We start from the raw sequence: 25,089 nt of genomic DNA, 5'->3' as shown, positions 1-25,089 counted from the left end.
AAAGGATCAATTTTCTCTCAGAAATAGGGATTTAGCCGTTCCTGTTCCATATTGAAGGCCCATCATCCATTAATTCATCTTCATCATCGTCATCTGATAAATCTTCCAGAATGGCCATGGAGGCCTTGGTGAGTGAACCTTCACCGGCTTCGGAGGAAAGCTCCTCCTCTTCTCCTTCCCATTCCGCTTCCGGGTTCAAACCAACCGCGACCACACCAGATCTCACCGGCATCGCCACAAAATCGTTCTGATCCTCTTCGGGAACGGCTTGACGACGCGTCATCCGGTATAGCGCAAAAAGAACGATTACAAATGATACGGCTGCCATAAATAAATAGAAGGCGATGCCCCCAAACCACCCCATCAAACTGGAGACAATAATAGGTCCAACAATTGCCCCTGCACCATTTACCAAAATCAGACCACTACTTGCGGCGACCATCTGGGATGGCTCCATATGATCATTAGTATGGGCGATACAGAGGGAATACAGAGGCATACAGAAGCCGCCATAGACAGTAGCAATTGCTAAAAATGCATATACTGAATAATTTTGCGCCACATAAACTGTTGCAAGGGCAAGTGCCCCTGTAATGAGGGCACAAAACATCAATACCTGTCGCCGGTCAAATATATCGGAAATTTTACCAATAGGCATTTGGAACAGGGCGCCACCCACAACCGACAAAGACATGAACATAGAAATCTGAAACACGGTCAACCCTTGCAATCCACCGAATACAGCCCCCATCGCAAAGAAAGCGCCTTGCAGCACACCAACAAACAAAATACCAACAACTCCTAGTGGAGAAATTCGGTAAAGTTGACGCACACCAAGTTTTTCAGTTTTCTGGACAGCTGGCATTGGGGATGCCGTCAGCGCCGTTGGAATAAGCGCGAGGGAAACCAGTATAGACACAATGATAAAGGGACTGTATCCACCAGGATCCGCTATGGTTAGAAGAAACTGCCCACCTGCTATACCGATGAAGGTAACGAGCATATAAACAGATAAAATCTGCCCGCGTGTTTCATTTGTCGCGGTATCGTTCAGCCAGCTTTCGCTTACAATGTATAATCCTGCAAAGCTAAAACCTGTCACAACGCGAAAGATGGTCCAGATTGTCGGATCGGGAAAGACAGCATGGATCAATGCGGCGGTGGACCCAAGAGACGCAAGAGCTGCAAACACGCGCACATGCCCCACATTTCCTAGAATGCGCGGTGTCAATACAGAGCCCAGTAGAAAACCGACATAGTAGCCAGACATGATGATACCGGTTATCGCAGTAGGGAACCCTTCCAGATTGGCACGAAGGCCCAGAAGCGTTCCCTGCATTCCGTTGCCCAGCATCATCAGCCCAATACCCAAAAGTAAAGGCCAACATGCCGCAAGTGCTTCCCTCATATATGCAATCTCCCTCCATTGGAAAACTACAGTAGCGGCATCAACTTGCCTCTATCAAGTCAAGAATAAGCATTGCAGACAACCATTTTTGACATAGGTCACTTATCACGACACACCAGCCCAACTTCGGCATGTATAAGTGAATTTCTATAACAGATGATTTTCCTCAATTGTACAAGACGGGATGCCTTTTGCTTTGTGAAAAGAAAACCACACGTAAAACTTATGTTAAGTTTCCCACAATATATTTGTGAATAGATCAAGTTATAGGTACTGGATATGCTCAAAAAAATTGTGAGTATATGGATTATATTGCTCGTGAGTTTCGCAGCCCATGCGGACCATGTGACTATTCCCAAATTGTATGCCCCCAACATAGATGGGCTGGTAAATGCCAATGGTATAGGTTCATATGTTGACATGCTGAGGGAAACCCTGAAGCGAGAACATGTGGAGATTAATGTCCTTCCCTATTCCAGAGCTCTAAAGCTCATGATTTCATCCAAGGAGCCTGCCTGCTTTTTTCCGGGGACTTTTGAGCTTGCGGAAAGTTTGAACCTTCCCACAACAGATCTTATCCAATCAATCCCATTCAACACAGTGTATGGAAAAATTGCCTACCTAGAAAAAAATAATGCGTTCGGGTCCCTGCAAGATCTGAAGGGAAAATCAATTGTTGTCAGACAAGGTTTTCCCATCCCTTTGGAAGTTCAGGATCTCGGCGTCAAATTTATTGCTGTAAAAAAACTCGAAGATGTCTACCAGATGCTCAAACTTGGCCGCGCGCCATACGCCTATATCCACCAACCGGACATGAACATATTCTACATGAGCAGCGGCAAGCAAAAACTCTATGAACACCAGCTAAAACTTGAAACCGCAGGTGAGCGGTTTCTGTGTAATGCGGGAGCAAAAAAATTTGTAAATTACCTCAATACTGAAATCGAGAAATTATACCAAAATGGGCGCATTTTTGGCATCTTGCATTATACTTACACAGGCCTTCCGTGACTGAAATCAGTTCATTCCTTTGAAGAACAGAATATACTCCACCCAGTTGCAGAAGCTGGTAAGATACTCCCCTATTTGTGTAGACGTAGGTTTCCTTAATTTAAAAAATATTCGGCTTACCTAGCTTTCCCCTTTCCAACTCACAGAATATAAATCAAACCGGCGATCCTTCAAATTTTGAACAGTTCCCGCATGTCTGGCTTCCCTAAGGTTATCCATCCGTAAGTCCGCAAATGCCACCGTCTCTACATTGGGCGTTGTATCTGCGGCGATCCCATCCCTTGAAAAAGGGAAATCGCAAGGTGTAAGGATGCTGCTTTGGGAATATTGGATATCCATGTTCGCAACGTTAGGTAAGTTGCCAACGTTACCTGCCATAGCAACATAGCATTGGTTTTCAACGGCTCTTGCCTGACAGCAATATCTAACCCGCATATAACTCTGACGCTCATCAGTGCAGAAGGGTACAAATAAGATCTCTGCCCCCTGATCCACAAGATACCGAGACAATTCGGGAAATTCACTATCGTAGCATATCAAGACCCCAATAGGGCCACAGTCCGTCATAATGGTTTGCAGCTCATGACCACCTTCAATATTCCACCAATAACTTTCATTCGGTGTCGGGTGTATCTTGGCCTGCTGATGAATGGACCCATCACGTAGACAAATGTAACAAATATTGAGGATGTTGCCATTTTCATCTTTGGTGGGATGCGAGCCACCAATAATGTTGATATTGTAACTCACCGCTAAACGACTAAGCAGTTCCTTAAGCGGTGCTGTATATCTGGTCAGTGTTTCAATAGCCATTGAAGCTGGTATTTCTTCATTTTCAATGGATAGTAGTTGCAGAGTAAATAGCTCTGGAAACAGGACAAAGTCCGCTTTATAAGCGGCTACCACATCAACAAAATACTCCACCTGCTTTGCAAATTCGTCAAAACCGGACAACTTTCGTTGTTGATACTGGACAATCGAAACACGCACATTGTTACTGGCTCTTAGCAGTTGTTGGTCCGCTTGATGAGTGCTGTTATCAATGTATTTGTGGTTATGCCATATCATATGTGAGGCATATCCCATTGAAGCTTGATCGCCAGGGAAATAGTCCTTCAGGACACCTATTGGCTCGAAGCCATTACGAACCTGAAAGCCGAGCACGGGATCACGAAATGATTTATTCAAAACCATTTCAATGTAATTCTCGGCACTGCCCACAATTTTCCATTTTTTTGCAAGGTTAGGAAGACGGCCACCGAAAACGATACCTTTCAATGCAAGCGATACACATAGTTTGCGGCGTTCATTATATAGTCGCTGTCCTATTCTGTTGCCTTGCATATCAGGGTCTACCATGATTTCGATGCCATACAGCCAATCTCCCTTAGGATCATGCCGAGAGGCAAAGCCACCACCTGTTATACTTTCCCAGCTATGTTTGCCCAGTGCCAGCTTTTCTGGCAATCGGCAAGTGGAACAGAAACCAACAACCTTCTCTTCAAATAGCACAACAAATTGGCCTTCTGGAAAGCGTTGTATTTGCGCTTGAATTTGAGCCTTTGTGTAATTTGACAGGTGAGGATAGACTTTTTTATACAACTGTCTGATTTGTACAATGTCGTCAGTTGTTGTATTGCGAACAACCAGTTTGGGTTGGCTTTCTCTCAGTTTGGAAGCTTTTTTCACGAAAAGACCCTTTAAGAAATACTGACAGGCGTAGCCTTATCTCAGCGGAAACATAAAATATGTGAGTTGGAACAATCTTATCCTAAGACACTTCTCAAGTGCCTTTATTGGCTGGGCTACTACTGCCTGATACAGATCGACCGATATCACGTAATATTAGTTTCTGCTAGCGGGATTTTGCGTTAAAAAATAAAAAGCCCTTCTAAGGATAGAAGGGCTTTTCTTTTTAGATTAAGAGGTTTTTATTTCTTGAGCAAGAACTCGCGACCAAGTTTTACGCTTGGCTTGCCATCATAGGAAATAATATCTGCGGTGGCGTAAGTTTCAGACCATTTTTCAGGCAAGTAGGATCCGCTTCCAATGACGTCAATTGGGGCGTTTAGACTGCCCATGACACGGCATTTATCTGCAGAGAAGCCTGATGATGCGACGATGCGAACCTTATCATAACCAGCCTGATCCAGTTTTTCCCGCATATGATAAATTGCCGCAGCGGAAACACCTGTCCCTACCATCCATTTAAGCTCCTGCTCGGACCGGTACTGCCGGATGCCTTTGGGCATATGGCGTTCTAGAACAGCATAACTTTCCGCAGGATCCAAACCCTCCACAAAGCGGCCACCATGAGTATCCATACGAACCGCGATTTTACCTTCTGCTGCCAGTTCCGGAAAACGTGCACAGACGGCAAGCGCATCCGTCACCTCTTTACCGAAGTAATCCACAAGCACAGTCAGCGCTTCATCCGGATAACGTTCAACAAACATTTCAGCTGCCCGCAAAGTACTGCCAGCATAACCGATTAAGGCGTGCGGCATGGTGCCCAGACCTTTTTCATTACCAAAATAATGGGCCGTGCTGTCGTTTGCGTTTCCAATGAACCCAATTGCATTATGGTCTTTCTTGGCGATGCGACCGCCAACAGATGCCGCATAGGCCATCATTTCTGCCATTTCAGAACCAGCACAATGACGGGCATCCATGGCAAGAAAAGCAGAGTTAGGCATATTTTGGCACATCAGATAGGCATTATAGGCCGCAACGCAGGCAGGTCCCAGCTTCTGAAGATACAAGGTTTCCAGATCCACAAGATCTACAAAACTGCCGGTGATGTAGACAAGCGGTTCACCCGCACCGACCCAATCACCTTCTTCAAAACAGGGCTCGATTTGAAAATTATTGCCGCGCAATTCATTAATGCTGTGGAGCCAGTCGAGCATCAATTTCGGGGCAAAGATCACGGGACGACGCATAAAGACAGCGTAGGTTACCGTTTGGTCCCCAAACTCCCCAACGATCTGTTTGGTGCGATTAAAATACTGGTCGGTATGCGCCGCGATTACTTCATCAATCGCGGACAATGCATCCGATTTCTTATCAATTTGTGTCATAGCGATGACGGATTACGATGCCGTAGCGGCAACCTTTCCATTTCCTCTCTGATCTTTAAGCATTTCAGCAATCAGGAAGGCAAGTTCCAAGGCCTGATTTGCATTGAGGCGCGGATCACATGCCGTGTGGTAACGGTCACTCAAACGTTCCTCAGTGATTTCGAATGCCCCACCCAGACATTCTGTTACATCCTGACCAGTCATTTCGAAATGAACACCTCCGCCATAAGTGCCTTCTGCGGCGTGAACCCCGAAGAATTCTTTCACTTCGGTCAGAATGCGGTCGAAAGGACGGGTTTTATATCCTGTAGAAGACTTAATTGTATTGCCATGCATTGGGTCACATGACCAGACTACGCTGCGACCTTCCTGTTCAATTTTACGAACCAGCGCAGGCAGGTGCTTTTCAACATTGCCAGCACCGAAACGGCAGATCACAGTCATGCGGCCTGCTTCATTTTCAGGGTTCAGCTTGTCAATCAAACGTAGAAGTGTGTCTGGGTCCTGAGATGGACCAGCCTTCACGCCAATAGGGTTGCCAACACCGCGCAGGAACTCGACATGAGCTTCATCCGGATCGCGCGTACGGTCACCAATCCACAGCATATGAGCGGATGTGTCATAATATTCGCCAGATGTACTGTCGATACGTGTCAGGGCCTGCTCGTAACGAAGCAGCAGCGCTTCATGTGATGTATAAAAATCAGTTTTCGCCATCTGCGGCGTGTTTTCAGACTTGATACCGCAGGCTTCCATAAAGGCAAGTGCATCCTGAATACGGTTCGCCATTTCGTGGTAACGCGCACCCTGCGGTCGGCTTGCCACAAAGCCCATGTTCCACTGCTGCACCTGATGCAGATCAGCATAACCACCTTGAGCAAATGCGCGCAGCAGGTTCAATGTAGACGCGGCCTGAGAATAAGCAGTCAGCATACGATTTGGGTCTGGGATACGGGCTTCTTCGGTGAAATCAAAGCCGTTGATAATATCACCGCGGTAACTTGGCAGTTCCACACCATCCACTGTTTCCATATCAGCAGAACGTGGTTTCGCAAACTGACCCGCAAGACGGCCAACTTTCACAACAGGACGGTTGGCACCATAGGTTAGCACCACAGCCATCTGTAGAAGGACTTTAAACGTGTCACGAATGTTATTTGGATGAAATTCTGCAAAACTTTCCGCGCAATCACCGCCCTGTAACAAAAAGCCGTTACCAGCGGCTACGCCAGCGAGTTGTTTCTTCAAATTTCTTGCTTCACCTGCAAAAACGAGTGGAGGAAAACCTTCTAAATCTTTTTCCACTGCCTTTACAAGCGCTTCATCCTGATAAGTTGGAACCTGGCGGATTGGCTTGTTTCTCCAGCTGTCAGGTGCCCATTTGTTCGACATCGTCTTATTCCCTAATAATCGTTCGCATATATGCGTTATTTACGGTTCAACACACATTAAATCTTTTCTACAGCCTTTTTTCGCAAGTGCAAACGATAACAAGGCCTAATTTAACAAAAAGAGCCGATTTCAGTGCTTCTCGATACAAAAAGCATAAAATCGGCCCCAAATCTTGAATTAATTTACAGGCCTAATCGCCCGTATATTTCTCACGCATGGTCACAAGTTCTTCGGCAAGGGTTGGGTGAACCCCAACTGTCGCATCAAACTGCGCTTTCGTTGCGCCCATTTTCACGGCAATACCAACGCCTTGAATAATCTCGCCGGCATCAGCGCCAACCACATGCACACCAAGCACACGATCAGATTTCTGATCCACGATGATCTTACACATGGCCCGTTCACTGCCGAGTGTGATGGTCTGCTTCAGCGGACGGAATTCAGCTTTATAGATATCCACATCACCATATTGCTCCCTCGCCTCAGCCTCTGTCAGGCCAACAGACCCCACAGGTGGTTGAGAGAAGACGGCAGATGGTACAATACTGTGATCAAATGCCCGAGGAGTATTGGCAAAAACCGTTTCCGCAAAGGCCATGCCTTCATGGATGGCTACCGGTGTCAGGGCAATACGATCCGTCACATCACCAACTGCGTAGATATTATCCACGTTGGTTCTGGAATACTCATCGACCTTCACAGCACCATTTGGCTTCATCTCAACACCGGCATTTTCAAGGCCGAGACCTTCGGTGTTGGCTTTACGGCCCGTGGCATACATGATCGCGTCTGTTTCCAGAACACTGCCATCTTCCAGCGTAACTTTCAGGCCGCTTTCGGTTTTCTCGATGCTGGCAGGATTTGCACGGGTGCGAAGATCAACGCCTTTTTTGACGATTTCCTGCGCCACCATTTCCTGAACATGGTGATCAAAACCACGCAGGATCTGCTCCCCACGGTAAAGCTGCACCACATCTGCGCCGAGACCATTGAAGATGCCCGCAAATTCCACAGCAATATAGCCGCCGCCAACAACGATGACACGCTTTGGCATCTCATCCAGATGGAAAGCTTCGTTGGATGAAATGGCATGTTCGATACCCGGCACATCCGGCATCATCGGTGTACCGCCAGTTGCAATCAGGATGTATTTTGCCGTTACTGTCTTGTCACCGACTTTCAACGTGTTTTTGTCGATGATTTCAGCACGAGCTTCAAACAGTTCCACATTATTGTTCGACAGAATGGTATGATAAATACCGTTCAGGCGATCAATTTCTGCATCTTTGTTTTTAATCAGACGTTTCCAGTCATGGGGACCATGGGTCACATCCCAGCCGTAATTTTTGGCGTCTTCAAAATCTTCTGCAAAGTGACTTGCATAAACAAACATCTTCTTCGGAACACACCCGCGAATAACGCAGGTACCACCAACACGATACTCTTCAGCAATGGCGACCTTTGCCCCAAGTGATGAAGAAATGCGGGATGCCCGGACACCGCCGGAACCTGCACCAATCACAAATAGATCATAGTCAAATGACAATGGACTAATCCTTTTCTATATTAAGCTCGTGCGCCCGAAACTTATTTGTCCAACCCGCCTAAACACATGTATTTCACTTCTAGATAGTCATCTATACCGTATTTTGAACCCTCGCGGCCAATTCCGGATTGTTTTACACCGCCGAACGGTGCGACTTCTGTTGAAATAATACCTGTATTGATGCCGACAATACCATATTCCAAACCTTCGCTAACGCGCCAAACACGGCCAATGTCACGGGCGCAGATATAGGCCGCCAGACCAAATTCTGTATCATTGGCAAGTTTGATGGCTTCTTCTTCTGTTTTAAACTTAAATAAAGGCGCCATTGGACCGAAGGTTTCTTCCCGCGCCACTTTCATATCTGTGGTAACATCGGTTAGGATGGTTGGCTCAAAGAAAGTCTGCCCAAGTTCATGGCGTTTCCCGCCAATCATCACTTTCGCGCCTTTGGAAAGGGCGTCTTCAATGTGGCTTTCCACCTTTTGAACAGCAGCTTCGTTAATGAGTGGTCCTTGAACAACACCGTCATCCAGACCATTACCCACTTTCATATCCCTAACGCGATCAGCAAGGCGAGAGGCAAACTCCTCATACACGCCTTCCTGCACATAGATACGGTTGGCACATACGCATGTCTGTCCCGCATTACGGTATTTGGAGGCCAGCGCCGCCTCAACCGCGTCATCCATATCCGCATCGTCAAACACGATAAATGGTGCGTTACCGCCAAGTTCCATGGAAGTTTTCTTCACGGTGCGGGCGCATTGTTCCATCAACAATTTACCTGTTGGCGTGGAGCCCGTGAATGTCAACTTCGCCACATCAGGGTTACTCGTCATTTCACCGCCAATATCCTGCGGGATGCCGGTCACGATGCTGAGGATACCCGCCGGAATTCCAGCGCGTTCCGCAAGTACCGCCATAGCCAGTGCGGAATATGGTGTCATTTCAGCTGGCTTAATCACCATTGGGCAGCCCGCCGCGAGCGCAGGGCCGGCTTTACGGGTGATCATGGCAAGCGGGAAGTTCCATGGCGTGATGGCAACGGTTACACCGATGGGCTGTTTCAATACGATAATACGTTTATCGCTTTGATGCTCCGGAATTGTATCGCCATAGATACGCTTACCTTCTTCGGCGAACCATTCGATGAAAGAGGCCGCATAAGCCACCTCCCCTTTGGCTTCCGCCAATGGTTTCCCCATTTCAATGGTCATCAGGCGTGCCAGGTCGTCTGTATTTTCCAGAATAAGCTCGTACCACTTACGAAGGATGTTTGCGCGCTCCTTGGCTGTCTTACCCGCCCATTCAGGCATTGCTGCCTTGGCGCCATCAATGGCACGCTTTGTCTCCGCTGCGCCCATTTCAGGAACGGTACCGATCACATCACCTGTTGCCGGGTTAGTGACTTCAAAAGACTTACCGCTATCGGCATCTACCCATTCACCATTGATCAGGGCCTGTTCGCGAAACAGGGACATATCTTTCAGCGCCAATAGATCTGCTGCATTACTCATGGGAGAGAACCTCTTATTCTGGTTTGTTAATTGGCGTGGAGTGTAGGAAAAAAGAAATCCCCCTGCAATGCCTAATCCGTAACGGTTTTATGAACTCAATTGCATTTAAAATTCCTGTCATATAGGGTGTGCATCCTACCGAACGTTTTGCAACTTTGAGGGGCAGAAAATGGCAAGCGGGTCGAAGAAAGTTATCTATGCAGCTCTGATCGGAAATACCCTGATAGCGGTTTCCAAATTTGTTGGCGCCAGCGTCACCGGCTCCAGCGCAATGGTGAGCGAAGGTGTTCACTCTTTGGTGGATACAGGCAATCAAGGGCTGATGCTATTGGGCTTGAAACGCGCGAGCCGCGCCGCCGATAAGAAACACCCTTTTGGATATGGCATGGAGGTTTATTTCTGGTCCTTTATGGTTGCGGTTCTCATTTTCGCACTTGGGGCTGGTATTTCCATTTATGAAGGCCTTCACGCCATCAGCGCCCCAGAAGCGGTCAAAGATCCAATATGGAACTACTCCATCCTTAGTCTTGGAATTGTTTTCGAAGGCTGGGCGTGGACGGTGGCCTATAAAGAATTCAAAAAAACCATTGGCGATACGCCGATTTGGACGGCCATCAAGCGAAGCAAAGACCCTACGATCTTTACAGTTCTGCTTGAGGACACCGCTGCAATGCTGGGCCTGGTTATCGCTATGGTTGGTATTTTTCTGTCCCAACAACTGAACATGCCAATACTGGATGGAGTTGCCTCCATTGCAATTGGATGCGTGCTCGCTCTCGTGGCAGTTATTCTTTCAATTGAGTGTAAAGCGTTGTTAATTGGGGAGACCGCAATTCCGGAAACAATCGAAGGCATTGAAAATATTATCAATGCTCACCCGGATATTCTGAATTTAAATGAACTCTTAACGATGCATTTAGGACCTGAGGATATACTTCTTACCGTAAGCGTGGATTTCAAAGATGGGATCAGTGCTGAGATGGTAGAGCAGTCCATTACGGATCTTGAAAAAACCATCAAAGAAGCCCATCCAAAAGTGAAGCGTATTTTTATCGAAGTACAAAGCGTTTCAGATCATTTAGCCGCAACAGTTGGCAATGCCTGAAACGGGACCATATAGATCTAGTAGTTTGATTTGGATGTGTTGTGGATTTGTCGAGTAAGCTAGTATCGGACAGGGAAGATAACTTTCACTCAATAGAGAGAAAGCCTCTTAATTCTGTAGATGAACTTCATCTGGAAAAAACCAGTGAATTGCTCTCTTGGTGGAAATCCTTTGGGGCGACGCCACCAACACGCTCTGATTTTGACATCATCAAATTCCCTCATCTTGCGCCAAATATCTATTTGATTGAGGTTATCTCTCCGACCCGCTTCCTTTATCGTCTATGCGGCGAAGAAGTGGGGCGTCTTGTTGGGCGTGCCTATCGTATGGTGGAAATGAGCCCAACAAGCGACGTGATGGAAGATCGCCTGCTGGCGGACTACCTCATCATGCTTATGGATCTGAAAGGTCCCTGCACCTGCCGCGGCAGCCTCAAATTCTTCGACAGGGACTTCTCGCTCTTTGAATCTCTCGATGTCCCTCTTATGGACGAAGACGGAAACATTACCCATTTCCTGGGTGTCCTGGACGAGATCAAGCGGTGAACTTTCCTCTCTCTTTCACACAATAATAAATCACCTGGTCATTTTACGGTAAGTGCTCGGGCCCATTTCAAATCTATTTTTGAACAATTTCGAAAATGAGGGAAGAGACTCGTATCCGCATTGTTCAGCGATTTCATCAATTGATAAACTTGATGAGTGGAGAAGCCTCCTCGCTTTTAGAAGACGCCAGTCTCTTAAATACTCGATCGGCGTTCGACCGACCTCGTCAGAGAATTTTTTAGCAAAACTGGCTCTCGACATCCCTGCAATTTTCGCAAGGTCTTCTACGCGCCATTTATTTTGGGGCTCCGTATGGATTACAGATAATGCTTTTGATAAATATTTGTCAGAAAGAGCCCTCGCAAAACCATTACTTAGCAGGTCGTTATTTTGCGTAGCCTGCCGAATTGTCTGGATAAAAATCACTTCTACAAGACGGCTTATGATAGCTGTAGATCCTTGATTGCGTAAATTTGCTTCCAGAGACAACAGTTTCATCGCCGTGCTTAGCCAAGGGGAATCTCCGAGGTCTTTTTGCCGAAGATGTATATATGCGGGGAGAAGATAGATAGCGGGATGCTCAATTGCTTCATCAAATTGACAAAACCCACATAAAAGCGAAACTGTTTCGACCCCTTCCCCGACAGTTAGAATATTATTCTGAATGGCCCCTTTATTAATCAGGTCGGACAAATTAGACGGCTGCAACTCGGGAGTTGCTTTAATGGATTGACTTGCTCCGTTCGGAACCAGCGCAACATCCCCCTCACTTAACTGAATAGGCTCTTCTCCCGGGATACATAGCCAGCATGACCCCCTAAGGACGATGTGAAATCTTACACGTCGATTTTCCTGAGGCACCTCTACCGCATATTCACCTGCCATACTGGTTCGAAAATAAACCTCACTGGAGATACGAAGCATCGAAAACACTTCCGACAGAAGATCATTTGTATCCATGACACTAAATTCTTAGACGATTGAATAAAAAATATGGCGGATTGAAAATTATCTGGTTACCTCATTTTTTGCAAGCTAAGGGGAAATCATGAAGCAAAGTTGAGAAACACGATGAGCACTGAAACCATTATCGCCCTTGCGGGGTTTGCATTTGTTATGTCCATTTCTCCAGGGCCAGGCAATTTCCTCTTACTAGCCTCTGGAGCTAATTTTGGATTATTGAGATCCCTACCTCTTATTTTGGGTATATCGGTGGGTTTTCTATCAATGGTACTGGGTGTCGGCCTGGGATTGGGCGGAATTCTAGAACAATTTCCAGCGGTCTATATTTTTTTGCGTCTATTGTGTGGGATATACGTATTTTGGCTTGCTTTTAAGATTGCCAAAAGCCGCTCCTTGGGCAGCAATGACAGTGAAAATATTTCAAAACCTATCTCCTTTATTCAAGCGGCGTTATTTCAACTCCTTAACCCAAAAGCTTGGACAGTCGCATTGATTGTTACTGTCACCTATACCACCCAGGAAAATTATTTACTAAATCTGTTGCTACTTATCGGGATATTCGCAATTATAAATATCCCGTCAATCAGCACTTGGGCAATCTCCGGCGCGGCACTCCGAAGGATCCTCGAAAAGGGAAACCGTATTGCAGTTTTCAATATTTCTATGGCAATCCTCTTGGTGTTCAGCATGATCCCCATGATAATTAATTAAAAGAAAATGGATTAACCCTATGAAAATCGCAATCATAACGCTTGACGCTTTTAATGAACTGGACAGCTTCATTGCCTCTGCGATTTTGAACCGGGTAAATCTGCCCGATTGGGAAGTGCAGATCTGCTGCCCCACAGATCAGGTCACATCCATGAACGGGGTTCGCATAGAGGCGCAACAACCCATCGAATATGCCAACACGGCAGACATTGTGTTGTTCGGAAGCGGCATGAAAACGTTGGAATACGCCAATGACGCTTCTTTCCTAAAACGTCTATCGCTGGACCCAACTAAACAACTCATCGGCTCTCAATGCTCGGGTGCCCTTTTTCTGCAGCGGCTTGGATTGCTTGAAAACACAATCTCCACCGACACCCTCACAGCCCCCAAATTACTGGAGGTCGGCATGGAGGTAGCGGATCAACCTCTCTATGCCGAAGGTAACATCGCGTCTACTGGTGGCTGCCTCTCCTCCTACTACCTCGCCGCTTGGATGATCACCAAAGCCACCAACTGGCAAACCGCCGCCGACATCATCCACTATGTTGCCCCCGTTGGGCAGAAAGAGATGTATGTAGAGATGACAAAGGGTGCGTTGGCTGACTACCTATAAAACTGGTCCACCGATAGACACGGCTCTAATGCAGCCATGATTGAATCTTCTTAGTTTTTTTTAATCTGACTTCTTTCTGATTGTAACACATTATCACACTGACTGAGCCCGCAAAGAATACCGGACTTTTAACATATTCCATAGAAGTACTTATTGAGTATCGAATTATACCCACACATCATTTAGTGCGGTCAAACCGCCTGTATTCTCTCCTGTATTTACTACACCCCGTGGCTCAACAAGAAGGACATGGCATTCCTCTTTTGCAAACGGTTTGTGCTTAACCCCTTTAGGAACGACGAACATTTCACCTTCGTTCAGTTCGACGGTTTTGTCTGTAAATTCAATAAACATAGAGCCGTGAATAACCAAAAATACTTCATCCGTATCTTTATGATCATGCCATACAAACTCATCTTTGAACTTTGCCAACTTGAATTGGTAATTATTCATTTCAGCAATTACACGTGGCGACCAGTGTTCTGAAAATTTGGTCAGTTTGTCTTTCAGGTTGATAACATTGCTGTCCATAGTGCTTACTCCTGCTTATTAATTCGATAGAAAAAGAAGTTTTAAACCAAGGCCTAAAAGGCAGGCTCCTGTGACTTTCTCAATTGTCCGTTTGCTTTTACGAATAATTGTTTCGAGACGGTTCTGTGTTAATAGTATTGCTACGAAAGCAAACCATAATAAATGCGCCAATGCGATAAAGAGTCCTAAAGAAAGTTGAGCAGACAATGATGTCGTTGGTGAGACTATCTGTGTGAAAAGCGCTATAAAAAACAATGCCGTTTTTGGATTTAAAGCATTACTCAGGAAGCCATTTCTAATTGCTGCTATTTTGCTGAAAAACCTACTGTGATCACCTTTGGCAACATCCGTTCCGTCTCGTCTATTTGGGAAAAACGATAAAATACCGATCCACGCAAGGTAACATGCCCCTATCACTTTCATGATTTCCAAAAGCCATGTATTTTCAAAGAGAATGTACGCAAGTCCGAATACTATGTACGTGACATGAACTGAAATACCGCACGCGATACCAAGTGCTGTCAGCAAACCGGATGTTCGCCCATAACGAACACTATTTCTCAGCGTCATTGCGAAGTCGGGGCCTGGGCTAATGACTGCAAGACATGTGATTAATAGAATGGATATGACTTGAGCATCCATCTCTTATGTTCCTATTACTCATAATTTACCTTCACTATCTCTATTAAAACACCTATATTTAGGAGATAAAATTTATTATTTGTACGATTTATTGTGAGCATTATTCACAGAAATGAAACCATTACCTTCACTGTCTTCACTTCAAAGTTTTTGCATTGCAGCAAAACATCAAAGTTTTACAAAAGCAGCAAATGAACTGAATCAAACACACGGAGCCGTTAGCCGCGCAGTAAAACAACTTGAAGACTATTTTGGCATTATGCTTTTCGAGCGTCGTAATCGCCGCTTGTATATTACAAGCAAAGGCACAAAGTTTGCTGAACAGATCACTATACTTCTGCAACAGATCGAAGATGCTTGTGTAGAACTGACATCTTCTCCCTCGGATCACAAATTGGCTATTTCCTGCGAGCCTTCACTTGCCATGCGTTGGTTAATGCCGCGCCTTGAGGAATTTCGGTCAATGCATACAGGATTAGATATTCATCTCTCAACCGCAGGCGGGCCTATTGACCTCGCTGAGAGCAGTATTGACATTGCTGTCCGTCGATCCGACTTTAAATGGGCAGCGGACTATTGGGTAACTGACTTAGGTAAAGAAGCGATTGGTCCAGTATGTAGCCCCGCATATCTGAGAAAACACTCAGATTTGAACTGGACCCTTTTGCATACGAGGTCACGCAACGAAGCATGGTATGACTGGAAGCAGTTATCTGATCAAGATATTCAATGCAAAACTGAAAAATTTTTCGATCATTTTTATTTCAGTTTACAAGCAGCTGTTGCAGGGATGGGGGTAGCGATTGGTCCAAAGGTGCTTGTTGAAGATGATTTGAGAAACAATCTATTGATAGCACCCTTTGGCTTCAAAGAGACACCAGTAAGTTATGTCGCCTTGTCCCTAAAAAATCCTGCTTCCAATGATAAAGCCCATGCTTTCGTCAACTGGATGAAAAACGCATTTGCGACAGTGTAAGCGGAAGACCTAACGCTCGACCATGAAACTCTTTTGAGCAGCTTGGATCAAGATTCAATACGTTTAACCACCCGAACAACAAAGAGGGATGGTTGTTGAAGGTGCAAGATTTAACGATTGGTATTGAGTATTTAAGCACCCTCAATAAACGGAAACAAAAACATCGGCTTTCACGGATCGTTGGCCGCATAAATGCTTAATATCTATCGACATACATGGAACATGAAATTTCCGCGAAAATAAAGGTGTCGACATCCAGAGATGATGATCTCGACATTATTACCTAAGAACTTTTTTTAAAATCGTACAATTCATTCCACCGTCACAGACTTCGCCAAGTTCCTTGGCTGATCCACGTCTGTGCCTTTTAGGACGGCGACGTGGTAGGCGAGGATTTGTACCGGGATGGTGTAGAGAATAGGAGAAACGAACGGATCCACGGTTGGGATTTCGATGGAGCCAATGGCTTTATCACCGAGTTTCTTCATCCCTTCCGCGTCAGACATAAAGATCACTTGCGCATTACGAGCCATAACCTCCTGCATGTTGGAGGCCGTTTTTTCGAAGAAATGGTCCGTAGGGGCCACGACGATGACGGGTACTTGCTCGTCAATCAGGGCGATGGGGCCGTGTTTCAGCTCCCCTGCCGCGTAACCTTCCGCGTGGATGTAGGAAAGTTCTTTCAGTTTCAGCGCGCCTTCCAGTGCAATTGGGTATCCGGGACCACGACCGATATAGAGGATATCGCGGGCTTCAAAGATTTTCTTGGCAAGCTCCTGAATGGCTTCATCATGGGCGAGGATTTCAGCGGCACGTGCTGGCACTTCACTAAGCGCACGGCTAAGCGCAGCTTCTTCGTCTTCTGACAACACACCGCGTTTTTTACCGGCATCAATGGCAAGGCAGGCCAGTGTCACCAACTGACAGGTAAAGGCCTTTGTGGAGGCCACCCCAATTTCAGGTCCCGCTTGGGTATGGAAGACGAAATCAGACTCGCGCCCCATGGAGCTTTCCTCCACATTCACGATGGAAGCGATATGCTGCCCCTCTTCCCGTGCATAGCGAAGCGCGGCCAAGGTATCCGCCGTCTCCCCCGATTGAGAGATAAAGAGCGCCAAGCCGCCTTTTGGCAATGGCATGGAGCGATAACGGAATTCTGACGCGATATCAATTTCAACAGGTAGGGCCGCCAGTTTTTCAAACCAGTATTTTGCCACCATCCCGGCGTAATAGGACGTCCCGCAGGCCACAATGGTCACCTTGGGCAGCGTATTCCAATCAAATGGCAGGTCCGGCAATGTAATGGTTCGTGTCTTGGGGTTAAAGAAGCTATTGAGCGTCTCCCCGATTACCGCTGGCTGCTCCATAATCTCTTTCATCATGAAGTGACGGTGGTTGCCCTTACCGATCAAAGCGCCTGTAAGCTGTGTCTGCTTAACTTCACGCGCGACTTCTGCGCCGGATTTGTCATAAAAAGTTGCCCCTTCACGAGTGAGGACAACCCAATCATCTTCTTCCAAATAGGAAATTCTGTTGGTGAGCGGCGCAAGCGCCAAGGCGTCAGATCCTAAGAACATTTCCCCGTCGCCCCAACCAACGGCAAGCGGCGCGCCGCGGCGGGCACCGATCATCAGATCGTCAAACCCTTCGAAAATAACCGCCAATGAAAACGCCCCCTGAAAACGGCCCAAGGATGCCGCCATGGCTTCTTCGGGTGTTTTACCATCTTCCAGATGACTGGTGATCAGCCACGCGGCAATTTCCGTGTCAGTTTCAGATTCAAACACATAACCACGATCCGCCAGTTCTTCACTGATTTCCTGATAGTTTTCGATAATGCCGTTATGCACCAATGCAAGACGCGGTGTTTTGTGCGGGTGGGCGTTTGTTTCGTTAGGCACACCATGGGTTGCCCAGCGGGTGTGGCCGATACCGGCAAGACCGGAAAGCGGTGTTTGCTCCAGAACGCTTTTCAGGTTCTTGAGCTTACCTTCCGCACGGCGACGATCGAGCCCCTTATCGGTGAGGGTTGCAATGCCTGCACTATCATATCCGCGATATTCAAGCCGCTGCAACCCGTCCACCAAAGACGGAACAACATCATTTTTTCCAAGAACGCCAACAATTCCGCACATAGATTTCTTGCCTTATATCAATGCGTTATATTTATAACTTAAATTTATTTCTTGATCCGGGCTTTCAGTTTTCTAAACCGTGCCGCCCATCCCTGTTTCTGTACTTCATCGGCACGCTCCACCATCAGGGCGTCACTGTCCACATTGCGAGTTACCGTGCTACCTGCACCAACAATCGCGCCGTCCCCGATGGTTACAGGTGCCACCAATGAAGTGTTGGAGCCAACGAACGCCCCTTCGCCAATGTCCGTTTTGAATTTATCGTAACCGTCATAGTTACAGGTAATGGTGCCTGCACCGATATTGGCATTTTTGCCAACGCGTGCATCACCGATATAGGAAAGGTGACTCACTTTTGCGCCGTCTTCCAATGACGCTTTTTTCACTTCGACAAAGTTGCCAACCTTCACGTCAGCCCCAAGATCCGCGCCCGGGCGAAGCCTTGCGAACGGTCCGACTTGTGTATTCTCACCGATGGTGGTGCCTTCCAAATGGGAATTTGCCTTGATACGCACATTGTCCCCAACCGTTACACCGAGACCAAAGAATACATTGGGTTCAACCACCACATCCCGGCCGAGTTTCGTATCATGGCTGAAAAAGACACTGTCCGGATCAATGAGCGTCGCCCCTTCCCGCATGGCATCTTCGCGCCAGCGCGTTTGAGCGATTTTCTCCGCATCCGCAAGCTGCATCCGGTTGTTGATACCCAGAAGTTCTTCTTCTGATCCGGTCACCACCTGAGCCAGCAGGCCTTTAGTTCGGGCAATTTCAACGATGTCGGTCAGGTAATATTCACCCTTGGCATTTTTGTTATCCACGGCATTAATAAGATCGGCAATATGTTCACCATCGATCGCCATCACACCGGAATTACATAAACCAATTGCCTTGATGTCGTCTGAGGCCTCAGCAAATTCTACGATCGCGTCCAGCGACCCGTCTGCCGCGGTAACAAGACGACCATATTCAGCGGGATCATCTGGTTCGAACCCGAGGACAACAACTGCGTTTTTACCATTCTCGCGCCGTTTGGCGATCATTTTATCCAGTGTCTCGCGGGTGATCAGCGGGGTGTCACCGTAAAGGACCAACACATCCCCTTCGAAACCTTCAAGATTTGGGAGAGCGGCGGCAACGGCGTGACCGGTTCCCCGCGCTTCTTCCTGAATGGCGATTTCAGCGGGAGCAACTTCATCGCGCACATCCTGCATCCCAGGCGCAACCACAACGATATTTTTCTCTGCCTGCATGTCCCGCACGGTTCCCAGAAGATGGGATACCATGGGGCGTCCGGCGATTTCATGCATCACCTTCGGCTTGGAAGATTTCATGCGCGTTCCCATTCCCGCGCCAAGAATAACGGTTGCTATCGTTGCCATATTTCTGTCCGTTGACTTAACTTCTTCTCAAGTCAGATAAATTTGTTGATGGGACAATGTCATAAAGACTACTGTCAGCCAATTCAAACAGTGTTACGAGATTTTACATTATGTCAGATACGCCCAAGCTACCCGCCCTTCTGTTCGATCTGGACGGAACGCTTCTTGATACCGCACCAGACCTGCACAAAACGTTAAACCACTGCCTAAAACATGCGAAAAGGGACACCGTGTCTTTGGAGAGTGTGCAGCATATGGTGGGCCAGGGCGCACGGGTTCTGTTAGAGCGCGGCATGAAGGCAACCGGTGGTATGCCCGATGACGAGACGTTTGAAAATCTGGTAACCTTGTTTTTTGACTTTTATGCCGATCATTTGTCAGATCATAGCTACCCCTATCCTTCTATGATGGAAGTTTTGGATAAACTGCATAATTCCGGCTATTTGATGGCGGTCTGCACCAACAAACCTTATGGCTTTGCCAAAACGATCATTGAAGATTATGGGCTTGCCAAATACTTCCCTGTAATCACAGGGGGCGACAGCTTTGATTTCAGAAAACCGGACCCACGCCATATTTCTGAAACCATTGCCATGATGTCAAAAGGCTATGAAGGGGCAATTATGGTCGGGGATACCCATAATGACATTGACGCTGCTAACGCGGCAGGTGTTGGAAGCATCGCTGTTTCCTTTGGATATTCGGATAAGCCTGCCAGTGAACTAGGGGCACATGTCACCATTGATCACTTTGATGAGTTGATCGAAGCGATTGAAGGCCTTATCCCGCGTCTTTAAACAGTGGTAATTGTTCTACTTTATGGCCGGAAGGGATTTCCCGTTTCATCATCCAGTCATGAATATCCCGCCAGACGACAGGTGCCTGAAGATCCCTCATCAGGAGGTGCCAACCGTCTGGATACAAAACCTTGTCTGTTTTAGATGGCAAATGCCGTGCGACATCTTCGACAGGATGCTTTGGAATAATTTCATCTTTTGCGCCATACAGCAGAAGCAACGGCGGTGTCTGTTTACCTGCACTTTCGTATGCCCTGTCCATCAGGTTCACGGCCCCATATACAACACTCACGCGGGTTTCCTTAATGAATAAGGGGTCACGCCCCAGATTTCGAAGCATGGAAATATTGTCCGACGCCTGCCGGCCAAGTCCTCTGCCCGATAGTTGCTGCTCCGGGAAAAGACGCGCCCCAAACCAAAGGACCCCGCGATAGAAGAAATTCAGGGACTGCCACCCCCAAACACCGGGTGCAGATAAAATAATGCCATCCACATCTGGAAAATCTTCTTCGATGGCGGCGGACATTACCACAGCCCCACCAAGGCTTTCGCCTACCAAATACAGAGGACGATTTGGGTGCGCCCGTTTTACCAGTCTGATAAAGATGATCAGATCGTCGATCATCCGATCTTCCCCCGGCCAAACACCAAATTGTTCGGTATCGCCAAAGCCACGCTGATCATAGGCATAGGTGGTTATGCCCTGTTGCATCCACCAGCTTCCCGGAAAGGCAAAGGCGTTGCTGTAATCGTTAAGGCCATGAAGCGCAATGATAACGGCTTTTTCCTGATCATGTGCCTGCCAGCTTTTGACAGGTAGTTTGTAGCCATCTTCAGCGAGGAAATGCCCGTTCTCAAGCACCGGATCACCAGGGTTGGTCCCAGCTTTTTGAACCATCGGAGTACAGCCGACGACAAACAACAAAGAGAAAACAACAAGAAATCTTAAATATGCGCGCATGTATTGCCGATTATATCCGTTAAATTAACGTGATTAGATGTTAATATAATACCAGTTATCAGATTATGAAGGCGAAGCGGAAATGAAAAAGCTTGAATATAACAAAATTGCTGTCTCAGCAGTGCTTGCCGGGTTTGTGTTTCCCCTCACCATGAGCACCGATGCTTTCGCCAACAAGATAGATCCCGGATATAACACGGGTGGTTATATTGAGGTGGGCAAGACCACGCCTCATGAATTGAAAGCTGCTACATCCAAACAAGTGCTGGAAAAAGCGCCTGACATTTTGCCTTCCTCCATCAAAGAAGCGGTTGAGAAATACATGGATGATCATCCTGCTACAACCGGATTTCTTCTTATGCAAGACGGTAAAATCCTCCTTGAGAAATATCAATCCGCCGGTAACGAAAAAGCAGAATTTTTCAGTATGAGTATGGGGAAAAGCCTTAACAGCATGACTGTTGGCAAGGCTTATTGTAACGGGGCCATCAAATCCCTTGATATGAAAGCCGCGCAGATTGTCCCGGAATTTGGACAAAGCAACTACGGCAGGTCCTCCGTTCGCCAACTTCTCATGATGAGTTCAGGCGCATACAAACCCCACAAAGCCGGACAGCCCGGTTTTAAACATGGCATCGGTTGGAGCCCTTGGTATGCGAGGCCCTTTACGGGTGCCAGCTGGCCTCTCCGGTTAGGTCAGGAGACGATTTCCAGTATATTGTGGGGGGATATGTGGGAGGCGGTTCTGGATAAGAATGTCTCAGCCCCCGGTGAAAAATTCTCTTACAAATCAGGTGATAGCCTTTCTCTCTCCAAAATCGTCGAGCGCTCTACAGGCAAACCACTTGCTGCCTATTTCGAAGAACAGATATGGTCAGAAATTGGAGCAGAGGCAATCGCCCATTGGGAGACGGATAAAGACGGAACTACAATTGCTAGTTCGGGCTTTCAGGCAACACTTAGAGATTGGGGGCGGATCGCCAACTGGACATATGAGCAGCGCTCAAAGGATGACTGCTTTGGCAAATATCTCACTGAGGCCACTACGACCCAGATCCCAATAAAATACCGCTCGTCCTATAAAGGATATGGGTATCAGTGGTGGACAGATAACAAGATTGCGCCCGGCTTCTGGGCACTAGGTTATGCGGGGCAGATGATGGCGATCGATCCCGAAAGCGGTAAAATCCTGATCAAGTTCAGCTACGAGCGGACAGAGGGATCCGGACTGGAGATTTTTAAAATCTTCAAGAAATGGGTAAGATAACCCCTATTCCATCCGTTTTACCGTCACTTTCAGGCTACCAAGATTGTTTTGCTTGTAAAAATGATCTGGCTGATCTGAAAAGTAAGCAACTGCGTCATTAACATAGAAATACATGGGGCCGGACGCGATCGCCTCAAAAACAAATTCTTCTTCGTTTAAAACAAAGCGGGAGAATTTGCGCCGCCCAACCTGCGCCATTAAAGAAAACCAGGGCCTAAACACATCCCTCTTAAGTGTGAGTCCTGCCAGATAGGCAGGGTGCAATCCTGCCAGTTTATCTTTCAAACCTTTATGATTTGCAGGATAGGATGCATCGCAAAACGGAAAGATCTCATCTGTCTGGCATCCTTCATGGACATCACCTTTTTTGCCTGTGGTGAACTCTGACAGGCTTATTTGATAGCGTTTTCCCTCCTCGATATGAACCAGACTTGGGGTGCACGGATCTTTAAGGTCAACTTCCACCGTTATGTCTTCAAAAATCGACAGTTCCTTCATGTCGTCCTTATGGACATTCAGACATAAATCAGCCTTTTCCCCTCCCGGAACCAAGCTTGTCTGAAATGCCACAACAACAAAGGTAAAAACCAACAAAACCGCAGCAACAAATGGTGCAACTTTATACCATGCAACAAACTTCGCACGCCGCGACCAGCCTTCGGTACGCAAATAGTTCGTGGCTTTCAAAAGGGGATTTTTAGGTCGGGAATTTGTGTTTGCACCTGCATCTTTGATATGCACCCAACCTTCATATCCAAAACGGGCGATAATCCTTTGCAATCTTATGCCAACCACATAAAAAATTAGAAAAATACCTGCGCTGGCAACGAGTTGGCAGATATGTTGATAGTATGAACTGAGCCAGAATTGCGGCAAAATTCCTTCGGCAAAACTCAAACCGAAACGCCCTGCTTTCATAAGCAGCGCAAAAATACCCCCTTCTTTTGCCGGGGCAATCCATCCCGGTATTCCTGGAAACACAAAGGGGAAAATGAGTACGAAAAGAAAAATGAGCAGCATCATAAAGTAGGCCCGGCGACCGAGGGCAATCACATCCTCTGCGGCACTTAAATTCTCAGCCCGTGTTTTTTTCTGCTTCGCGGTTTCCTTATATCTGGGGTATGCGCTACTTGCGACCACCTGACATTTATCATCACAAATACTGAAGTCATCAGGAATGTTCACAGGAGCATATCCGCTTTCCTGCTCTGCAATTCGCTGCAGAACACTGTGATGCAGAACCATTGGCTCCACCCTGACAGATCTCGCCCAGTCTTCCTCATGCGACAAGGTATGAATGTTCCTCGGCAAATACCGGTAAAGAACAGCCCCACCGCGCCTTGAATTATGTATGCGCCCCAACGGATCGGCTAAGGACCTGTATTGATCTACAACCCCTTTATTAAATCTGACGGGACTGAGGTTAAACCTCGCCCCCATCATGTGATCCATCATCCAGCAAAGTGGAATATAGGCGAGACTGTTAACAGGGTATCCACCACCTACATCGCTGTGCATTCCGGTGAACCAGACCTGCTGAATGCGTTCTTTATCTCTGGGGCGGCGTTGGTCCCAAAGAAGGGGATGAAACGTATGCCGGCAATCGTCAATTGCCATCGCCTGTGCCGCAAATTTTACTTTTGATCCCAGGCGATGATTGGAAAATTTATAAGGATAAATATACTTGTCTAGCATGTCTGACAGCTCATCCACAGGCAGGCCAAGCGCATCAACCGTATCCCAAACCCCTATAAATTCAATAGGTTGCTCATCTTCTTTCCATTGGTGTGAAAAGCGTTTCCTAAATTCTGTGTGCGGCAAAACCTTGGCGCGGAAGACGTTGTCTCGCACCCACCTGCCAACAGCTGACACCACATTTGGCAGTTTTGCGTTCGCCTTTTTCCAGTATAGTTGCCTATAACTTTTATAGGCGTGTCGAACGAGCCTTCGAAACCCGCTCTCACTCCCCGCTGGTATCGCATGCTCCCCCACATTGTCAGGGTCTTTTGGCCATGTGGTCACAGAGTTATGAACATCCACCACGCCGCATGTGGCAATAAAATCCGCGAGAACTCTGGCGGTATAGGCCCCGCGGCTGAACCCCAGAATATAAATCCTGTCACCGGGTTGATAATGGCGGCACAGATCCGCATACAAGTCCCTGACGTTCCGTGACAATCCCCAACCGAACACAGCACCAAGTAACATCAAAGGACGAAATCCCGATGTCCCGACACCATCGTCATAAAACACAAGTTGAGTTTGTCTGCCCTCTTCATCAGGGCTTTGATCCAACGCCTGATAAAGTCGCCAGACATTGCTTTTGTCACGTGCAATGGAGCTGTTGCAGGTTCCGTCTGAAAGCAGGATAATATTGCGGCCCGTATCTTCTGACACGTCTTTCCCCCTCAGTTATATGGATTTAGGGCGTGACTACGGGTTTACAGACTAGAAATACGAGAAAATTTGCCCCAAGGTATGAGGTCAATTATAGCCGAATATTA

General features: G+C 47.1%; 21 protein-coding genes. 8 read left to right on the top strand and 13 right to left on the bottom strand.

All coding sequences use genetic code 11. The features are described 5' to 3' along the window. Positions 1-31: 31 nt before the first annotated feature. On the bottom strand, positions 32-1,408 hold the full coding sequence (locus tag GUA87_RS09785; RefSeq protein ID WP_193716373.1) for an MFS transporter: 1,377 nt from the start codon (positions 1,406-1,408) through the stop codon (positions 32-34). Between the two features lie 279 nt (positions 1,409-1,687). On the opposite strand from GUA87_RS09785, the gene GUA87_RS09780 reads away from it, so the two are divergent. Next, entirely contained in the window at positions 1,688-2,419 is a 732-nt protein-coding gene (locus GUA87_RS09780; RefSeq protein ID WP_193716372.1) for a transporter substrate-binding domain-containing protein, read from the top strand. Positions 2,420-2,539: 120 nt separating this feature from the next. Here GUA87_RS09780 and GUA87_RS09775 read toward each other — a convergent pair whose 3' ends face one another. The 5 genes from GUA87_RS09775 to gabD form a co-directional block, all read right to left on the bottom strand. Then, positions 2,540-4,108 carry a carbon-nitrogen hydrolase family protein gene (locus GUA87_RS09775; RefSeq protein WP_193716371.1) on the bottom strand — a complete coding sequence of 523 codons (1,569 nt, stop codon included), beginning with the start codon at positions 4,106-4,108 and terminating at the stop codon, positions 2,540-2,542. A gap of 242 nt (positions 4,109-4,350) precedes the next feature. Further along, a complete protein-coding gene (locus tag GUA87_RS09770; RefSeq protein WP_193716370.1) occupies positions 4,351-5,499 on the bottom strand; it encodes a nicotinate phosphoribosyltransferase in 1,149 nt (382 codons plus the stop codon). 12 nt (positions 5,500-5,511) lie between these two features. Beyond that, positions 5,512-6,891: a class II 3-deoxy-7-phosphoheptulonate synthase gene (locus GUA87_RS09765; protein WP_193716369.1), complete on the bottom strand. Its 1,380-nt coding sequence runs from the start codon at positions 6,889-6,891 to the stop codon at positions 5,512-5,514. A 190-nt stretch (positions 6,892-7,081) separates the two neighbouring features. Beyond that, positions 7,082-8,437 carry a glutathione-disulfide reductase gene (gene gor, locus GUA87_RS09760; protein ID WP_193716368.1) on the bottom strand — a complete coding sequence of 452 codons (1,356 nt, stop codon included), beginning with the start codon at positions 8,435-8,437 and terminating at the stop codon, positions 7,082-7,084. A 41-nt stretch (positions 8,438-8,478) separates the two neighbouring features. After that, positions 8,479-9,957 carry an NADP-dependent succinate-semialdehyde dehydrogenase gene (gabD, locus tag GUA87_RS09755; protein WP_193716367.1) on the bottom strand — a complete coding sequence of 493 codons (1,479 nt, stop codon included), beginning with the start codon at positions 9,955-9,957 and terminating at the stop codon, positions 8,479-8,481. Positions 9,958-10,126: 169 nt separating this feature from the next. Between gabD and GUA87_RS09750 the strand changes: the two genes are divergently transcribed. After that, positions 10,127-11,062 carry a cation diffusion facilitator family transporter gene (locus GUA87_RS09750; RefSeq protein ID WP_193716366.1) on the top strand — a complete coding sequence of 312 codons (936 nt, stop codon included), beginning with the start codon at positions 10,127-10,129 and terminating at the stop codon, positions 11,060-11,062. A 47-nt stretch (positions 11,063-11,109) separates the two neighbouring features. Continuing rightward, positions 11,110-11,607: a PAS domain-containing protein gene (locus GUA87_RS09745; protein WP_227711823.1), complete on the top strand. Its 498-nt coding sequence runs from the start codon at positions 11,110-11,112 to the stop codon at positions 11,605-11,607. A gap of 30 nt (positions 11,608-11,637) precedes the next feature. Here GUA87_RS09745 and GUA87_RS09740 read toward each other — a convergent pair whose 3' ends face one another. Further along, positions 11,638-12,567, bottom strand: a complete 930-nt coding sequence (locus GUA87_RS09740; protein WP_193716364.1) for an AraC family transcriptional regulator — start codon at positions 12,565-12,567, stop codon at positions 11,638-11,640. A 111-nt stretch (positions 12,568-12,678) separates the two neighbouring features. Here GUA87_RS09740 and GUA87_RS09735 point away from each other — a divergent pair, with 111 nt between their 5' ends. Further along, on the top strand, positions 12,679-13,281 hold the full coding sequence (locus GUA87_RS09735) for a LysE family translocator (protein ID WP_193716363.1): 603 nt from the start codon (positions 12,679-12,681) through the stop codon (positions 13,279-13,281). A 19-nt stretch (positions 13,282-13,300) separates the two neighbouring features. Next, complete coding sequence (locus GUA87_RS09730) at positions 13,301-13,894, top strand: DJ-1/PfpI family protein (protein WP_193716362.1); 594 nt, start codon at positions 13,301-13,303, stop codon at positions 13,892-13,894. 165 nt (positions 13,895-14,059) lie between these two features. Here GUA87_RS09730 and GUA87_RS09725 read toward each other — a convergent pair whose 3' ends face one another. Both GUA87_RS09725 and GUA87_RS09720 read right to left on the bottom strand, forming a co-directional pair. Next, positions 14,060-14,425, bottom strand: coding sequence for a cupin domain-containing protein (locus GUA87_RS09725; protein ID WP_193716361.1), 366 nt, complete (start codon positions 14,423-14,425; stop codon positions 14,060-14,062). An 18-nt stretch (positions 14,426-14,443) separates the two neighbouring features. Further along, positions 14,444-15,067, bottom strand: coding sequence for a LysE family translocator (locus tag GUA87_RS09720; protein WP_193716360.1), 624 nt, complete (start codon positions 15,065-15,067; stop codon positions 14,444-14,446). A gap of 112 nt (positions 15,068-15,179) precedes the next feature. Here GUA87_RS09720 and GUA87_RS09715 point away from each other — a divergent pair, with 112 nt between their 5' ends. Beyond that, positions 15,180-16,043 (top strand): LysR substrate-binding domain-containing protein, encoded by an 864-nt coding sequence (locus tag GUA87_RS09715; RefSeq protein WP_193716359.1) that lies wholly within the window; start codon positions 15,180-15,182, stop codon positions 16,041-16,043. A gap of 311 nt (positions 16,044-16,354) precedes the next feature. Here the strand turns inward: GUA87_RS09715 and glmS are convergent, their stop codons facing one another. Both glmS and glmU read right to left on the bottom strand, forming a co-directional pair. Then, complete coding sequence (glmS, locus tag GUA87_RS09710; protein WP_193716358.1) at positions 16,355-18,178, bottom strand: glutamine--fructose-6-phosphate transaminase (isomerizing); 1,824 nt, start codon at positions 18,176-18,178, stop codon at positions 16,355-16,357. A gap of 44 nt (positions 18,179-18,222) precedes the next feature. After that, the gene (gene glmU, locus GUA87_RS09705; protein ID WP_193716357.1) at positions 18,223-19,560 is read right to left on the bottom strand and encodes a bifunctional UDP-N-acetylglucosamine diphosphorylase/glucosamine-1-phosphate N-acetyltransferase GlmU; all 1,338 of its coding nucleotides are present in this window, start codon (positions 19,558-19,560) and stop codon (positions 18,223-18,225) included. 110 nt (positions 19,561-19,670) lie between these two features. Here glmU and GUA87_RS09700 point away from each other — a divergent pair, with 110 nt between their 5' ends. Continuing rightward, a complete protein-coding gene (locus GUA87_RS09700; RefSeq protein WP_193716356.1) occupies positions 19,671-20,357 on the top strand; it encodes an HAD family hydrolase in 687 nt (228 codons plus the stop codon). Here GUA87_RS09700 and GUA87_RS09695 read toward each other — a convergent pair. After that, on the bottom strand, positions 20,341-21,318 hold the full coding sequence (locus GUA87_RS09695) for an alpha/beta hydrolase (RefSeq protein WP_193716355.1): 978 nt from the start codon (positions 21,316-21,318) through the stop codon (positions 20,341-20,343). The two genes, GUA87_RS09700 and GUA87_RS09695, sit on opposite strands and share 17 nt — an antisense overlap. A gap of 82 nt (positions 21,319-21,400) precedes the next feature. Here GUA87_RS09695 and GUA87_RS09690 point away from each other — a divergent pair, with 82 nt between their 5' ends. Continuing rightward, positions 21,401-22,585, top strand: a complete 1,185-nt coding sequence (locus GUA87_RS09690; protein ID WP_193716354.1) for a serine hydrolase domain-containing protein — start codon at positions 21,401-21,403, stop codon at positions 22,583-22,585. A 3-nt stretch (positions 22,586-22,588) separates the two neighbouring features. Here GUA87_RS09690 and GUA87_RS09685 read toward each other — a convergent pair whose 3' ends face one another. Further along, positions 22,589-24,982 carry a DUF2235 domain-containing protein gene (locus GUA87_RS09685; RefSeq protein WP_193716353.1) on the bottom strand — a complete coding sequence of 798 codons (2,394 nt, stop codon included), beginning with the start codon at positions 24,980-24,982 and terminating at the stop codon, positions 22,589-22,591. Positions 24,983-25,089 lie beyond the last annotated feature (107 nt).

It is taken from the genome of Sneathiella sp. P13V-1 (genome assembly GCF_015143595.1).
GTDB lineage: Bacteria > Pseudomonadota > Alphaproteobacteria > Sneathiellales > Sneathiellaceae > Sneathiella.
The sequence above is the reverse complement of the archived record's forward strand: the minus strand, read 5'-3'. Positions and strand labels throughout refer to the sequence as shown.

What these genes read in the sequence shown, in the direction of transcription:
- GUA87_RS09785 (WP_193716373.1), bottom strand. Translation starts at nt 1,408, where the DNA reads ATGAGGGAAGCACTTGCGGCATGTTGGCCTTTACTTTTGGGTATTGGG.
- GUA87_RS09780 (WP_193716372.1), top strand. Translation starts at nt 1,688, where the DNA reads ATGCTCAAAAAAATTGTGAGTATATGGATTATATTGCTCGTGAGTTTC.
- GUA87_RS09770 (WP_193716370.1), bottom strand. Translation starts at nt 5,499, where the DNA reads ATGACACAAATTGATAAGAAATCGGATGCATTGTCCGCGATTGATGAA.
- GUA87_RS09765 (WP_193716369.1), bottom strand. Translation starts at nt 6,891, where the DNA reads ATGTCGAACAAATGGGCACCTGACAGCTGGAGAAACAAGCCAATCCGC.
- gabD (WP_193716367.1), bottom strand. Translation starts at nt 9,957, where the DNA reads ATGAGTAATGCAGCAGATCTATTGGCGCTGAAAGATATGTCCCTGTTT.
- GUA87_RS09750 (WP_193716366.1), top strand. Translation starts at nt 10,127, where the DNA reads ATGGCAAGCGGGTCGAAGAAAGTTATCTATGCAGCTCTGATCGGAAAT.
- GUA87_RS09740 (WP_193716364.1), bottom strand. Translation starts at nt 12,567, where the DNA reads ATGGATACAAATGATCTTCTGTCGGAAGTGTTTTCGATGCTTCGTATC.
- GUA87_RS09735 (WP_193716363.1), top strand. Translation starts at nt 12,679, where the DNA reads ATGAGCACTGAAACCATTATCGCCCTTGCGGGGTTTGCATTTGTTATG.
- GUA87_RS09730 (WP_193716362.1), top strand. Translation starts at nt 13,301, where the DNA reads ATGAAAATCGCAATCATAACGCTTGACGCTTTTAATGAACTGGACAGC.
- GUA87_RS09725 (WP_193716361.1), bottom strand. Translation starts at nt 14,425, where the DNA reads ATGGACAGCAATGTTATCAACCTGAAAGACAAACTGACCAAATTTTCA.
- GUA87_RS09720 (WP_193716360.1), bottom strand. Translation starts at nt 15,067, where the DNA reads ATGGATGCTCAAGTCATATCCATTCTATTAATCACATGTCTTGCAGTC.
- GUA87_RS09715 (WP_193716359.1), top strand. Translation starts at nt 15,180, where the DNA reads ATGAAACCATTACCTTCACTGTCTTCACTTCAAAGTTTTTGCATTGCA.
- glmS (WP_193716358.1), bottom strand. Translation starts at nt 18,178, where the DNA reads ATGTGCGGAATTGTTGGCGTTCTTGGAAAAAATGATGTTGTTCCGTCT.
- glmU (WP_193716357.1), bottom strand. Translation starts at nt 19,560, where the DNA reads ATGGCAACGATAGCAACCGTTATTCTTGGCGCGGGAATGGGAACGCGC.
- GUA87_RS09700 (WP_193716356.1), top strand. Translation starts at nt 19,671, where the DNA reads ATGTCAGATACGCCCAAGCTACCCGCCCTTCTGTTCGATCTGGACGGA.
- GUA87_RS09695 (WP_193716355.1), bottom strand. Translation starts at nt 21,318, where the DNA reads ATGCGCGCATATTTAAGATTTCTTGTTGTTTTCTCTTTGTTGTTTGTC.
- GUA87_RS09690 (WP_193716354.1), top strand. Translation starts at nt 21,401, where the DNA reads ATGAAAAAGCTTGAATATAACAAAATTGCTGTCTCAGCAGTGCTTGCC.